Source organism: Streptomyces sp. NBC_00663, from assembly GCF_036226885.1.
Lineage (GTDB): Bacteria > Actinomycetota > Actinomycetes > Streptomycetales > Streptomycetaceae > Streptomyces.
On the sequence record NZ_CP109027.1, the window covers coordinates 9,471,730 to 9,487,278 of the forward strand.

Genomic DNA, 15,549 nt, shown 5'->3' on the forward strand with positions numbered 1-15,549 from the left:
GGAGTCCACCATGTCCACACGCACACTCATCGCGCCGGCCGTCCTCGCCAAACGCAAGGGCAAGGCCGTGTACTGGACCGTCTTCGCGCTGGTCGTCGGCGGATTCAGCCTGGTGTTCCTCGGGCCGCTCTACTGGCTGGTCTCCAGCGGGTTCAAGGACACCCAGGAGGTGATCCAGACCCCGCCCACCCTGGTGCCCCGAAGCTTCACACCGGACAACTACAGCCGGGCCTGGGACGTCATGGACCTGTCCTCGCTGCTGTTCAACACCCTCTACTACGCGTTCGGCGCCCTCGCCTTCCAGCTCGTCCTGGACGTCGCGGCCGCGTACTCGCTCTCCAAACTCCGTCCCGTGCTGGGCAAGGCGATCCTGGGCATGATGCTCGCCACGCTGATGATCCCGGCGACCGTCCTCGTCGTACCGCAGTACCTGACCGTTCTGGATGTGCCGATCGTGGAGCGCAACCTGCTCAACTCGCCCTGGGCGATCTGGCTGCCGTCGGTCACCAACGCGTTCAACATCTTCCTGCTCAAGCGCTTCTTCGACTCCATCCCGCAGGAGCTTCTGGACGCCGCCTCCATGGACGGGGCCGGCCCGATGCGGACCCTGCGCTCCATCGTGCTGCCGATCTCGCAGCCCATCCTCGGCGTGGTGTCGATCTTCGCGGTCGTCGGAGTCTGGAAGGACTTCCTGTGGCCGATGCTCACGCTGCCCGACCCCGCCAAACAGACGCTCAACGTCGGCATCTACTCGCTGTCCAACGGAGTGCCCGTCAACGTGCTGATCGCGGCGCTGACCATCGCCTCGATACCGACCCTGCTCATCTTCCTGCTGTTCCAGCGCAACATCATGAGCGGCCTGACCGCCGGAGGCCTCAAGGGCTGACGCCCACCGCACGGAACACCCCCCGATGAACTTCGCCGCCGCCCTGTCCATCCGCCCCGCAGCAACCGGGGCGGCGGCGAAGAACCTCTTCCTGCCCGAAAGGAACGCTCTGTGGCAGCCCCTCATGCGCCCCGCACCGACGACTGGTGGCGCGACGCCGTCATCTACCAGGTGTACCCACGCAGCTTCGCCGACGGCGACGGCGACGGCACCGGTGACCTCGCGGGCGTCCGGGCGAGACTGCCCTACCTCGCCGAACTCGGAGTCGACGCCGTCTGGTTCACCCCGTGGTACGCCTCACCTCTCGTCGACGGCGGCTACGACGTCGCCGACTACCGCGCCATCGATCCCGCCTTCGGCACCCTCGCCGAAGCCGAGAAACTGATCGCCGAGGCCGCCGCGCTCGACCTCCGCGTCATCGTCGACATCGTCCCCAACCATGTCTCCGACCAGCACATCTGGTTCCAGCAGGCCCTGGCCGCCGGGCCCGGCAGCGCGGAGCGGGAGCGGTTCCACTTCCGACCGGGGCGGGGCGAGAACGGTGAACTGCCCCCGAACAACTGGCCCTCCCAGTTCTCCGGACCGACCTGGACCCGGGTCCCGGACGGCGAGTGGTACCTGCACCTGTTCACCCCCGAACAGCCCGACCTTAACTGGGCCCACCCCGAGGTTCGCCAGGAACACGAAGACGTCCTGCGCTTCTGGTTCGAGCGCGGCGTCGCCGGCGTCCGCATCGACTCCGCCGCACTGCTCGCCAAGGATCCCGCGCTCGCCGACTTCGAGGAGGGCGTCGACCCCCACCCGTACATCGACCAGGACGAGCTGCACGACGTATACCGGTCCTGGCGTGCCGTAGCCGACGAATACGGCGGGGTTTTCGTCGGCGAGGTGTGGCTGCCCGACGCCGAACGCTTCGCGCGCTACCTGCGCCCCGACGAACTGCACACCGCCTTCAACTTCAACTTCCTGTCCTGCCCCTGGGAACCCGGCCGGCTGCGCCGCACGATCGACGACACTCTCGCCGAGCACGCCCCGGTCGGCGCGCCCGCCACCTGGGTGCTGTGCAACCACGACGTCACCCGCACCGTGACCCGCTACGGCCGTGACGACACCGGCTTCGACTTCGCCACCAAGCGTTTCGGCACCCCCACCGATCTCGCCCTCGGCGCCCGCCGAGCCCGGGCCGCCGCGTTGCTGACCCTGGCGCTGCCCGGGTCGGTCTACCTCTACCAGGGCGAGGAACTGGGCCTGCCCGAGGCGGACATCCCGCTCAACCGGATCCAGGACCCCATGCACTTCCGCTCCGGCGGTATCGACCCCGGCCGCGACGGCTGCCGGGTGCCCCTGCCCTGGGAGGCGGACGCCCCGGCCTACGGGTTCTGCGCGGGAGCGGCACCCTGGCTGCCGCAGCCCGAGGACTGGGCGCACTACGCCGTGGACCGCCAGAGCGTCGACGCCGCCTCGATGCTCGCGCTCTACCGGCAGGCGCTGCGGCTCCGCCGAGCCGAGCCGGGTTTCGGCGACGGGCCCATGCGGTGGCTGCCCGCCGAGGAAGGGGTGCTGGCCTTCGCCCGTCCCGGGGGAGTGATCTGCGTCGTCAACCTGTCGGCCGCGCCGGCCGGGCTTCCCCCGCACCGTGAGCTCCTGTTGGCCAGCGGGCCGCTCGGAACCGACGGGACGCTGGCGCCGGACACGGCTGTATGGCTGCGGGCCGCCGACGACGCCTGACCCACGCTTCCCCGCGCGCGCCGCCCCGGACGGCGCCCGCCTCGTCGTTCGCTGCGTGCCCTGTCCCGGACGGCCCCAGCCTCATCGTTCTCCACGCGCCCTGTCCCGGACGGCGCCCGCCCCGTCGTTCTCCGCGCGCCTCGCCGTCCGGAGCAGGTCGGCCGGGCGCGCAGTTCCACCCACCCGCGCCGCCCCGCATGCCTATGCCCATGTCCGTGTCCATGTCCGTGTCCGTGTCCGCGATCACCGTCCCCACCCGCTCACCGCCCGACGTGCCGCGCCACCCCCTCCGACAGAAGCGAGCCCCGATGTCTTCCAGACGTGTCCGCGCACACGCCGGCGCGAGAGCCACCACCTTGTTCTGTGCGCTGCTGGCTCTCGGCCTGGCGGCCGACGGCATCGCCGCCGCGGCGCCCGCCCGCACACCCGACACCTCCGGCACCCGTCCGGTCGTCACCCGCGCCGGACTGGATCCCACACTGGTCGCCGGGCGAGGCGCGGACGTGGACTTCGACGAGCAGGAAGCCGAGAACGTCACCACGGACGGCACGGTCATCGGGCCCGACCGCGCCCCGTACACCCTGGCTTCGGAGGCGTCCGGACGGAAGGCCGTCCGGCTGACGCCGGGGCAGTACGTCGAGTTCGTCCTGCCGCGCGCCGCCAATGCCCTGAACGTGCGTTACAGCATCCCCGACGCGCCCGAAGGCGGCGGAATCGCCGCGCCCCTCGACGTGCGCGTCGCCGGCCGGCACCGCGCGACCATGACGCTCACCTCGCAGTACTCCTGGCTCTACAACCAGTACCCGTTCACCAACGACCCCCGCGCCGACCTGCTGCACCCCGACTGGTGGATCACCGAGTGCTCCTGCGTGCCCTCGGCCACCACCCCCGCCCCGGAGATCGACAAGCCGTTCCGGCCCACGCACTTCTACGACGAGCAGCGCCTGCTCCTGGACCGCACCTACCGGGCGGGCGACCGCGTGCGACTGACGGTGCCCGCGGGCAGCCGCGCCGCCTGGACCGTGGTGGATCTGCTCGATTCCCAGCTCGTGGCCCCGCCGAAGACCGTACGTGGGGGAGTGGACGTCCGCGGCTTCGGCGCGGACCCCACCGGCCGGCGGGATGCCGCGCCTGCGATCGAGCGGGCGATTGCCTTCGCCCGCCGCGTCGACCGGCCCGTCTATCTTCCGCCGGGCACCTTCCAGGTCGACCGGCACATCGAGGTCGACGACGTCACGATCATCGGGGCGGGCAGCTGGCACACGATCCTGAAGGGCCGTCAGGTCACGCTGGACGCTCCCGCGCCCGACGGTTCCCGGCACACCGGCGTCGGACTGTACGGCAAGAGTGCCGCGGACGGCGGCAGCCGTAACGTGCGTCTGTCCGGCTTCGCGGTTGAGGGAGATGTCCGTGACCGCGTCGACACCGATCAGGTCAACGCGATCGGCGGCGCCATGAGCGACTCCACCATCAGCGGCCTGTATCTGCACCATACGAAGGCCGGGTTGTGGTTGGACGGCCCCATGGAGCACCTGCGCGTGCGGGACAACGTCATCGCTGACCAGATCGCCGACGCCCTCAACTTCCATACGGGCGTGACCGGTTCGCTCGTGCACGACAACTTCATCCGCAACACCGGTGACGACGGTCTGGCCATGTGGTCGGAGAAGACGGCCGACTCCGGCAACACCTTCTCCCACAACACGGTGCAGTCCCCGACCCTCGCCAACGGCATCGCGATCTACGGCGGACGTGACAACACGGTCAGCGGCAATCTGGTCGCGGACCCGGTGCGCGAAGGCAGCGGACTGCACGCGGGCGCACGCTTCGGCGCCACGCCGTTCGGGGGGTTCCTGCACTTCACCGACAACACCACGGTCCGTGCCGGCACCCTCGACCTGAACTGGCGGATCGGGCTGGGTGCGCTGTGGTTGTACGCCCTGGACGGTTCTATCGACGCCGACATCCGGGTCACGGGTGATCACTACCTCGACAGCACCCACAACGCGATCATGCTCGCGAGCGAGTACGGGGTGAAGGACCTCTACGACATCCCGGCGGTCCACTTCAAGGACATCCACGTCGACGGCACGGGCAACTCCGTGCTCAGTGCCCGCACGAAGGGCTCCGCCACCTTCGAGAACGTGGACGCCCGCAATGTCGGCGCGGTCGGGGTGAACAACTGCGGCTCCTTCAACTTCCCGGCCAGTGGCTCGGAGTTCGCGCTGACCGACCTCGGCGGCAATGACGGGGACTGGCTCTCCGGCTGGATGCTGCCGAACACCCTCACCTGTGACGACCGGCCCCCGGTGGTGGAGCCTCCGGCGCCCTCACCTTGGTGATGCGGTGACGTCCGGCGCTGTTCGTGCGGAAGCCCTGGAGACGGTGAGTGGAGTGTCGTGCAGGCGACGAGAAATCGGCACTCTCCGCAATTGGCTTGCGTATTTTGCGCTAGGCTTGCGTTCATGACGCGACGACTTGCTCAGGTGGCGAAGAAGGTTGGGGTCAGCGAGGCGACGGTCAGTCGTGTCCTCAATGGAAAGCCCGGGGTGTCCGACGCGACCCGTCAGTCGGTCCTGACCGCTCTGGACGTGCTCGGATACGAGCGGCCGACCCAGCTGCGCGGTGAGCGGGCCCGGCTCGTCGGCCTGGTGCTCCCCGAGTTGCAGAATCCGATCTTCCCGGCGTTCGCCGAGGTCATTGGTGGTGCTCTGGCCCAGCAGGGGCTGACGCCCGTGCTGTGCACGCAGACCCGGGGCGGCGTGTCCGAGGCGGACTACGTGGAGCTTCTGCTCCAGCAGCAGGTCTCCGGTGTCATCTTCGCCGGCGGCCTGTTCGCGCAGGCCGACGCACCGCACGAGCACTACCACCAGCTCGCGGAGCGGAAAATCCCCGTGGTGCTGGTCAACGCCTCCATCGACGGGCTGGACTTCCCGTGCGTGGCGTGCGACGACGCGGTCGCGGTCGAGCAGGCCTGGCGGCATCTGGCGTCTCTGGGGCACGAGAGGATCGGCCTGGTCCTGGGGCCCGAGGACCACATGCCCTCGCGCCGCAAACTGGCGGCCGCCCGACTGGCCGCCGACGCGGTGGGCACGGTGTGGGACGAGGCCCTGGTCCAGCGGTCGATCTTCTCCCTGGAGGGCGGTCAGGCGGCGACCGCCCGGCTGCTGGAGGCGGGGGTGACCGGCATTGTCTGTGCCAGCGACCCGCTCGCGCTGGGCGCCATCCGGGCCGCGCGCCGGCGGGGGCTGGCTGTACCCGCGGAGGTGTCGGTCGTCGGTTTCGACGACTCGGCGTTCATGACCTGCACGGAACCGCCGCTGACCACCGTGCGCCAGCCGATCGAGGCCATGGGGCGTGCGGCGGTGGACCTGCTGTGCGCACAGATCCAGGGGAGCGCGGCGCACCCGGGCGAGCTGCTCTTCGAACCCGAGCTGGTGGTGCGCGGTTCCACCGCGCAGCCGCCCACCGCCTGACCGTCTGTTCCCGCGTCGCCTCACGGCACCGGTGTCACCGCCTTCCCGGCGGTCGTGACATCGGTGCCGTTGTCGTTTCTCCGGCAGTTCTCTGTCGTGAACCTGACGGAGGCGTTGACATAGACTTCATTTTGGAGAAACCTGTCACCTCAGCGTTGCAAGTGAGTCACATAACTACTCAATAAATCGACTCAACGGCGCCATCCCTCAATGAAGTCGTGCTGGGCTCTCGGCGCGCCGTGCCCGGATTGCGGAGAGGCCACCATGAGACGCATCAACCTGAGCAGACGGCTGGGGGTCGGCCTGCTGCTCGCGGGTCTGACAGCCACCGGACTGCTCCCCGCCCCGGCACACGCCGCGGCCGAGACCAACCTGGCCCTGGGCCGAACGGCCACGGCCGGCGGAGCCCTCGGCGGCTACCCCGCCGCCCACGTCACCGACGGCAGCCAGCAGACGTACTGGGAAGGGCCCACCGGCTCGTTCCCGCAGTGGGTACAGGTCGACCTCGGCGCGCCGGTTCCGCTGGACCGTGTCGCGCTGAAGCTGCCCACCGGCTGGGAAGCGCGCACCCAGTCGCTGTCCGTCCTCGGCAGCACCGACGGCGGCTCCTTCAGTACTCTCGCCGCCGGACAGGGCCGCGTCTTCAACCCGTCCGCCGCCAACACCGTGAACATCGACCTGCCGACCGCGACCGCCCGCTACGTCCGGGTGCAGTTGGCCTCCAACTCCGGCTGGAACGCCGCCCAGTTGTCGGAACTCGAAGTCTTCGGTGACGCCGGGCAGGAACCCGAGGAGCCGCCCGTCGAAGCCGGCGACCTCGCCCGGGGCAAGCCCGTCGAGGCCTCCTCCACCACCCCGAACTACGTCGCTGCCAACGCCGATGACGGCAACCTCGGCACCTACTGGGAGTCCGCGGGCTTCCCGGCGAACCTCACCGTCAAGCTCGGCTCCGACGCGGACGTCGAGGCGGTGCGCATCAAGCTGAACCCGGACGCGGCCTGGGGAGCGCGGACCCAGTCCCTCGAAGTCCTCGGCCGCGCCACGGGCGTGTCCGGCTTCACCACGCTGAAGGCCCGCGCCGACTACTCCTTCAGTCCGTCCTCCGCCGGCAACAGCGTCCTCATCCCGGTCACCGGCCGCGTGGCCGACGTACGCCTCGCCTTCTCCGCCAACAGCGGTGCGCCCGGCGCCCAGGTCGCCGAGGTGGAGGTGCTCGGCACCGCCACCCCCCAGCCCGACCTCGTCGTCACCGACCTGACCTGGTCCCCGGCCGCTCCCTCCGAGGCGGACCCGGTGACGGTCAAGGCCACCGTCCGCAACGCCGGCACCGCCGCCGCGCCCGCGAGCGCGCTCGACGTCAGTGTCGAGGGCACCGTCGCCGGTTCCGCCTCCGTCGCGGGCCTGGCCGCCGGGCAGTCCGCCACGGTCGACGTACCCGTCGGCAAGCGCCCGACGGGCTCCTACACCGTCTCGGCCGCCGTCGACCCGAGTGACACCGTCACCGAGTCCGACAACAGCAACAACAGCCGCACCGCGGCCGGCAAGCTGACCGTCTCCCAGAGCCCGGGCCCCGACCTGACGGTCACCGGCATCACCACCAACCCCACCTCGCCCGCGGTCGGCGCCGACGTCTCGTTCACCGTCGCCGTCCGCAATCGGGGCACCACCGCCGTCCCGGCGGGCAGCGTCACGCAGCTGACCGTGGGGGAGCAGGCGCTCAAGGGCACGACCGGCGCGATCGCCGCGGGAGCCACGGCCGACGTCGCGATCAGCGGTACCTGGAAGGCCACCAGCGGCGGCGCGACCCTGACGGCCACCGCGGACGCCACCGGCACGGTCACCGAGACCAACGAGAACAACAACGTCTTCGCCCGCTCCATCGTCGTCGGACGCGGAGCCGCCGTGCCGTACACCGAGTACGAGGCGGAGACCGACCGCTACCGCGGCACCCTGCTCACCGCCGACAGCAAGCGGACCTTCGGCCACACCAACTTCGCCACCGAGTCCTCGGGCCGCGAGTCGGTACGGCTGGACACCACCGGCGACTATGTGGAGTTCACCTCCGCCAACGCCGCCAACTCCCTCGTCGTACGCAACTCCATCCCCGACGCGGCAGCCGGCGGCGGCCGGGAGGCGACCCTCAGCCTCTACGCCGACGGCACGTTCGTGCGCAAGCTGACGCTGTCCTCCAAGCACAGCTGGCTGTACGGCAGCACGGACGAACCCGAGGGACTGACCAACCGTCCCGGCGGCGACGCGCGCCGTCTGTTCGACGAGGCGCAGGCGCTGCTGACCACGACCTACCCCGCGGGCACCACCTTCCGCCTCCAGCGCGACGCGGGGGACACCGCCGCCTACTACGTCCTGGACCTGATCGACCTGGAGCAGGTGGCGCCGCCCGCCACCAAACCCGCCGAGTGCACCTCCATCACCGCCTACGGCGCGGTGCCCAACGACGGCATCGACGACACCGACGCCCTCCAACGGGCCGTCACGGCCGACCAGAACGGAGACATCGCCTGCGTCTGGATCCCCGCCGGACAGTGGCGCCAGGAGCAGAAGATCCTCACCGACGACCCCCTCAACCGCGGGCAGTACAACCAGGTCGGCATCCGTGACGTGAGCATCCGCGGCGCCGGCATGTGGCACTCGCAGCTCTACACGCTGACCGCACCCCAGGACGCGGGCGGCATCAACCACCCGCACGAGGGCAACTTCGGCTTCGACATCGACGACAACACCAAGATCTCCGACATCGCGATCTTCGGCTCCGGCACCATCCGGGGCGGCGACGGCAACGCCGAGGGCGGCGTCGGCCTCAACGGCCGCTTCGGCAAGAACACGAAGATCAGCAACGTGTGGATCGAGCACGCCAACGTCGGTGTCTGGGTCGGCCGCGACTACTCCAACATCCCCGAGCTGTGGAACCCGGGCGACGGCCTGGAGTTCACCGGCATGCGGGTGCGCGACACCTACGCCGACGGCATCAACTTCGCCAACGGCACCCGCAATTCGACCGTGTACAACTCCTCCTTCCGCAACACCGGGGACGACGCGCTCGCGGTGTGGGCGAGCAAGTACGTCAAGGACACCTCGGTCGACGTCGGCCACGACAACCACTTCCGCAACAACACCGTCCAACTGCCCTGGCGCGCCAACGGCATCGCGGTGTACGGCGGTTACGGCAACACGATCGAGAACAACGTCGTGGCCGACACGATGAACTACCCGGGCATCATGCTGGCCACCGACCACGACCCGATCCCGTTCTCCGGACAGACCCTCATCGCCAACAACGCGCTGTACCGCACCGGCGGGGCGTTCTGGAACGAGGACCAGGAGTTCGGTGCCATCACCCTGTTCGCGCAGGGCCCGGACATCCCAGGTGTGACCATCCGCGACACCGACATCCACGATTCGACCTACGACGGCATCCAGTTCAAGACCGGCGGCGGCGCGATGCCGGGCGTGAAGGTGAGCAACGTCCGCATCGACAAGTCCCTCAACGGGTGCGGAGTTCTCGCCATGGGCGGGGCCCGCGGCAGCGCCACCCTGACCGGTGTCACCATCACGGGCTCGGCGGAAGGCGACGTCTGCGTCGAGCCGGGCTCCCAGTTCGTGATCAACCGCAGCTGACCGGCTCGGCAACCGGTTCGGCGGCCCGCCGTGCGCGGGTCGCCGAACCGGCATGCCCGCGCTCACACGGGGTGGATGTCCGCTCGCCGGGCCTGTTCGACCGGCCGACAACTCACCGTGCCGGACCTGTAGACGCTGCGACAATCCTCTGCAACTCTCTGACCGTTCAACGCAAAGTCTGCATTCTGAGGCGTCAGAAGTGGATGCCCTCTCCGGAGCCGCGACCCGCACCCCCGACGTGCGATCCCGAAATGCGAGGAACGATGAGAACCCCCACCTGGAGATCACGGTGGCTGAGCGCCGCGATCGTCACGAGCCTGCTGGCCCTGGGCGGCCCCCTGATGACCGCCCACGCCGCCGGCGGACCCAACATCGCGCTCGGCGACAGCGCATCGGCCGGCAACACCAACAACGGCTACACCGCGTCCAACATCACCGACGGCAACCAGGGCACGTACTGGGAGAGCGCGGGCAGCAGCCTGCCCCAGTGGGTCCAGGCCGACCTCGGCAGCAGCCGGCGCATCGACGAAGTCGTCCTGAAACTGCCCATCGGCTGGGAGAGCCGCACCCAGACCCTCGCCGTCCAGGGCAGCGCCGACGGCACCAGCTTCACCACCCTCAAGAGCTCCGCCGCCTACACCTTCAGCCCCGGGTCCGCCAACACCGTCACCATCGGCTTCCCCGCCGCCCAGGCCCGCTACGTCCGCATCGCCATCAGCGCCAACACCGGCTGGCAGGCCGCCCAGCTCTCCGAACTCGAAGTCCACGCCGCGGGCGAGTCCTCCGCCGACCTCGCCTCCGGCAAGACCCTCAAGGCCAGCAGCCACACCGACGTGTACGCCGCGCCCAACGCCAACGACGGCAACCGCGCCAGCTACTGGGAGAGCACCAACAACGCACTCCCGCAGTGGCTGGAGGCCGACCTCGGCGCCTCGCTCGCCGTCAACCGCGTGGTCCTCAAACTCCCCGCGGGCTGGGAGTCCCGCAGCCAGACCCTCAAGATCCAGGGCAGCACCAACGGCAGCACCTACACCGACCTCTCGGCGTCGCAGGCCTACACGTTCAACACGGCGAACGACAACACCGCCACGATCACCCTCGACTCGACCACCACGCGCTTCGTCCGCGTCCTGGTGACCGCCAACTCGGTACAGCCCGCCGCCCAGATATCCGAGCTGGAGATCTACGGCCCCAACGGCGGCGACACCCAGGCCCCCAGCGCCCCGACCAACCTGGCGTACACCGAACCGGCGAGCGGCCAGATCAAGCTCACCTGGACCGCCGCCACCGACAACACAGGCGTCACCGGCTACGACATCTACGCCAACGGCTCCCTGCTCACCTCCGTCGCGGGCAACGTCACCACCTTCACCGACAACCGCCCGGCCAACCAGACCGTCTCCTACCGCGTCCGGGCCCGTGACGCCGCAGGCAACCAGTCCGCCGACAGCAACACCGTCACCCGCATCGGCGACGCCGGCGACACCCAGGCGCCCACCACCCCCGCGAATCTGGCCTACACCGAGCCGGGCAGCGGCCAGATCAAGCTCACCTGGACGGCATCGACCGACAACGTAGGCGTCAGCGGCTACGACATCTACGCCAACAACGTCCTCAGGGACAGCGTCGCCGGCAACGTCACCACCTTCACCGACACCCAGCCCGCGACCAGCACCGTCACCTACTACGTCCGCGCCAAGGACGCCGCAGGCAACCAGTCCGGCAACAGCAACACCGTCACCCGCAACGGCAGCGGCGGCAACGGCTCCAACCTGGCCGTCGGCAAGCCGATCGACGCCTCCTCCACCGTCCACACCTATGTCGCCGCCAACGCCAACGACAACAACACCGCCACCTACTGGGAAGGCGCCGGCGGCAGCTACCCCAACACCCTCACCGTCAAGCTCGGCGCCAACGCCGACCTCGAACGCCTCGCCCTCAAGCTGAACCCCGACAGTGCCTGGTCCGCGCGCACCCAGACCATCGAGGTCCTCGGCCGGGACCAGAACGCCTCCGACTTCACCAGCCTGATCGCCGCCAAGAGCTACGCCTTCGACCCGGCGAGCGCCAACACGGTCACGATCCCGGTCACCGCCCGCACCGCCGACGTCAGGCTCCGCTTCACCGCCAACTCCGGTGCCCCGGCGGGCCAGTTGGCCGAGTTCCAGGTGATCGGCGTTCCCGCACCCAACCCCGACCTCCAGGTCACGAACCTGACCACCACACCCGCCTCGCCCGTCGAGTCGGACTCCATCACCGTCGCCGCCACCGTCCGCAACGATGGCCCCGCCGCCGCGCCGGCCAGCAAGCTCGCCGTGCGCCTGGGCGGCACCAAGGTCGCCACCGCCGACGTCGGCGCCCTCGCGGCCGGCGCCCAGACCACCGTCACCGCCTCCATCGGCCGGCGCGAGGCCGGCTCCTACGAGCTCAGCGCCGTCGCCGACGACACCGACACGGTGATCGAACAGAACGAGACCAACAACACCTACACCCGGCCCACCGCCCTTGTGGTCAAGCCGGTCGCCAGCTCCGACGTGATCACCACCTCGGTCACCACCACCCCCTCCAGCCCCTCGGCAGGCGACACCGTCTCCTTCAAGGCAACCGTCAAGAACCAGGGCACCGAGCCCACCGCTGCGGGCAGCCACGGCGTCACCCTGACCCTCCTCGACAAGCAGGGCGCCACGGTCACGACCCTGACCGGCTCCTACGACGCCACCCTCGCCCCCGGCGACTCCGCCGTGGTCACCCTCGGCCCCTGGACCGCCGCCAACGGCACCTACACCGTCAAGACCGTCCTCGCCCCCGACCCCAACGAACTGCCGGTCAAGCGCGAGAACAACACCGCCGGCCAGCCCCTGTTCGTCGGCCGCGGCGCCAACATGCCGTACGACATGTACGAGGCGGAGGACGGCACCACCGGCGGCGGCGCCAGCGTCCTCGGCCCCAACCGCACCGTCGGCGACCCCGCAGGCGAGGCCTCCGGACGCAAGGCCGTCCGCCTCGACGCCACCGGCGAGTACGTCGAGTTCACCACCCGCGCCGCCACCAACACCCTGGTGACCCGCTTCTCCATCCCCGACGCGGCGGGCGGCGGCGGCACCGACGCCACCCTCGACCTCTACGTCGACGGCACCTTCAAGAAGGCCGTCCCGCTCACCTCCAAGTACGCCTGGCTCTACGGCGCCGAAGCCTCGCCCGGCAACTCGCCCGGCGCGGGAGCCCCGCGGCACATCTACGACGAGGCACACCTCATGCTCGGCGAGACCGTGCCCGCCGGCAGCAAGATCCGTCTACAGAAGGGCTCCGCCAACACCTCCACGTACACCATCGACTTCGTCAACCTCGAACAGGTCGCCCCCACCGCCAACCCCGACCCCGCGACGTACGCCGTGCCCGCCGGCTTCACCCACCAGGACGTGCAGAACGCCCTCGACAAGGTCCGCATGGACACCACCAACACCCTCGTCGGCGTCTACCTCCCGCCCGGTGACTACGAGACGGCGAGCAAGTTCCAGATCTACGGCAAGGCCGTCAAGGTCGTCGGCGCCGGCCCCTGGTACACCCAGTTCCACGCCCCCAGCACCCAGGACAACACCGACATCGGCTTCCGTGCCGACGCCACCGCCAAGGGCTCGCTCTTCAAGGGCTTCGCCTACTTCGGCAACTACACCTCGCGCATCGACGGCCCAGGCAAGGTCTTCGACTTCGCCAACGTCTCCGACATCACCATCGACGACATCTGGAACGAACACATGGTGTGCCTCTACTGGGGCGCCAACACCGACCGCATGACCATCAAGAACTCCCGGATCCGCAACCTGTTCGCCGACGGCATCAACATGACCAACGGATCCACCGACAACCTCGTCACCAACAACGACGCCCGCGCCACCGGCGACGACAGTTTCGCGCTGTTCTCCGCCATCGACGCCGGCGGCGCCGACATGAAGGACAACCTCTACGAGAACCTCACCACCAGCCTGACCTGGCGAGCCGCGGGTGTCGCCGTGTACGGCGGCTACAACAACACCTTCCGCAACATCCACATCGCGGACACGCTCGTCTACTCGGGCATCACCATCTCGTCGCTGGACTTCGGCTACCCGATGAACGGCTTCGGCACCGATCCGACGACGTTCGAGAACATCTCGATCGTCCGCGCCGGCGGGCACTTCTGGGGCGACCAGACCTTCCCGGGCATCTGGTTCTTCTCCGCCTCGAAGGTCTTCCAGGGCATCCGCGTCAACCACGTCGACATCGTCGACCCCACCTACAGCGGCCTCATGTTCCAGACCAAGTACAACGGCACCACGCCCGAGAACCCGGTGAAGGACACCATCCTCAACGACATCTCCATCACCGGCGCCCGCAAGAGCGGCGACGCCTGGGACGCCAAGTCCGGCTTCGGCGTCTGGGCCAACGAGATGCCCGAACCGGGCCAGGGGCCCGCCGTCGGCGAGGCCACCATCAACTGCCTGCGCACCGGCAACAACGCCCAGGACATCCGCAACACGACGACCACGTTCAAACTGACCGTCAACCCCTGCTGAGAAACCCGGTCATACCTGGCACGACAGCGACACCCCGCGCCCACCGCACTCCGCGGCGGGCGCAGGCGCGCGAGGAAACCCCGCCATGCAATCCACTGTGACACCGGGTGAGAACGAGATCAGGGAGTGATCGTCACCGAGGTCCTTGGCTGGGTCGGCGCCGGCTGGGCGGTGTCACGCAGGGGTGCCGAGCGGCGGGTGTTCGAGCACGCGGGGCTTGTACTCGACCAGTTGGATGCCGCCGTCGAAGGTGCGGTGTTCGGTCATCTCCAGGGCGACGTCCGGATAGCCGTCGTAGATGCGCTCTTCGCCTGTGGCCCCGGTGATCACCGGGAACATCACGACCCGGAAGCGGTCGACGAGTCCGGCTCGCAGCAGGGACCGGGACAGGCTGAGGCTGCCGATCGTGCTGAGGAGCCCCGAGCCACTCGACTTCATGGCGCGGACCGTCTCGACGGCGTCCTCGCGCACGAGCGTGGAGTTGGCCCACGTCAGGGGCTCCTCGAGCGAGGAGGAGAACACCACCTTGGATGCCCTCGTGAGCTCGTCGACGGACGCCTCTTCCTCGGGCCGGAACTCGTCCTGGCCACTGGGGACCTCGCCTGCGGCGAAGCCCGACATCAAGCGGTAGGTGTTCGCTCCCATCAAGTAGGTGACCTCGGGCTGCTTGCCGAGCCAGGCGAGATACTCCGGGCTCTCCAGGCCCCAGAACCCGGGCCATCCCTCTCCCGATGCGTAGCCGTCGAGGGAGGTGATGAAGTCGACGAGAAGCTCCGACATGGCAGTGTCCTTTCCTGGGGTGTCACGAGCTTGGACCGACCGGGAGCCACAAACTCATCGGCCGCGCCGTGGAGCAACGAGAAAACCCATGACAACGCCGTCGATCAGGTCGAGGAACGGTTGCTGATGTCGGCGGAGCCGGTTGCTCCGGTGGCGACCCGGCGCTGTGCCAGGGACTCCTCGGCCGCCTGGCACGGGTGGCGGCGGCGCCAGTACGGGTGTGAGTAGTTGCGGTACAGAAAGTGCCGCTGGCCGGGGCTGCCGCGCTGCTGCGTGTGCTGGTGGGGGTTCATTGCCCGCACGATGTGCTCGCCGGCGTAACGCTCGGCGGTGCTCTGGGATCATTCCGCCTCAACCTTCCCAGCCGTGATGCCACCTCCTGGGCAAGGGGCATGAACGCGAGCAGCACCGCCGCCACGACAGTTTCGCCACCGGCGGGGGGCATCCGAAGCCAAGAGCGGTAACCGCCCCTACGCTTCGTCGCGCGCAA

Annotated in this window: 8 protein-coding genes; 6 read left to right on the forward strand and 2 right to left on the reverse strand. The window is 69.4% G+C overall.

All coding sequences use genetic code 11. The features are described 5' to 3' along the window. The first annotated feature begins 10 nt into the window (after positions 1 to 10). The 6 genes from OG866_RS42890 to OG866_RS42915 all read left to right on the forward strand — a co-directional run bounded on the left by OG866_RS42890 (position 11) and on the right by OG866_RS42915 (position 14,279). Positions 11 to 886, forward strand: a complete 876-nt coding sequence (locus OG866_RS42890) for a carbohydrate ABC transporter permease (protein ID WP_329343308.1) — start codon at positions 11 to 13, stop codon at positions 884 to 886. Positions 887 to 997: 111 nt separating this feature from the next. Next, positions 998 to 2,614, forward strand: a complete 1,617-nt coding sequence (locus OG866_RS42895) for a glycoside hydrolase family 13 protein (RefSeq protein WP_329343310.1) — start codon at positions 998 to 1,000, stop codon at positions 2,612 to 2,614. A gap of 308 nt (positions 2,615 to 2,922) precedes the next feature. After that, positions 2,923 to 4,956: a glycosyl hydrolase family 28-related protein gene (locus tag OG866_RS42900; RefSeq protein ID WP_329343312.1), complete on the forward strand. Its 2,034-nt coding sequence runs from the start codon at positions 2,923 to 2,925 to the stop codon at positions 4,954 to 4,956. A gap of 123 nt (positions 4,957 to 5,079) precedes the next feature. Next, a complete protein-coding gene (locus OG866_RS42905) occupies positions 5,080 to 6,090 on the forward strand; it encodes a LacI family DNA-binding transcriptional regulator (RefSeq protein ID WP_329343314.1) in 1,011 nt (336 codons plus the stop codon). A gap of 264 nt (positions 6,091 to 6,354) precedes the next feature. Next, positions 6,355 to 9,726, forward strand: a complete 3,372-nt coding sequence (locus OG866_RS42910) for a CARDB domain-containing protein (RefSeq protein WP_329343316.1) — start codon at positions 6,355 to 6,357, stop codon at positions 9,724 to 9,726. Between the two features lie 263 nt (positions 9,727 to 9,989). Further along, a complete protein-coding gene (locus OG866_RS42915) occupies positions 9,990 to 14,279 on the forward strand; it encodes a discoidin domain-containing protein (protein ID WP_329343318.1) in 4,290 nt (1,429 codons plus the stop codon). Between the two features lie 174 nt (positions 14,280 to 14,453). Here the strand turns inward: OG866_RS42915 and OG866_RS42920 are convergent, their stop codons facing one another. Both OG866_RS42920 and OG866_RS42925 read right to left on the reverse strand, forming a co-directional pair. Continuing rightward, positions 14,454 to 15,059, reverse strand: coding sequence for a dihydrofolate reductase family protein (locus OG866_RS42920; RefSeq protein ID WP_329343320.1), 606 nt, complete (start codon positions 15,057 to 15,059; stop codon positions 14,454 to 14,456). A gap of 104 nt (positions 15,060 to 15,163) precedes the next feature. After that, positions 15,164 to 15,352: a hypothetical protein gene (locus OG866_RS42925; protein WP_329343322.1), complete on the reverse strand. Its 189-nt coding sequence runs from the start codon at positions 15,350 to 15,352 to the stop codon at positions 15,164 to 15,166. Between the last annotated feature and the right edge of the window lie 197 nt (positions 15,353 to 15,549).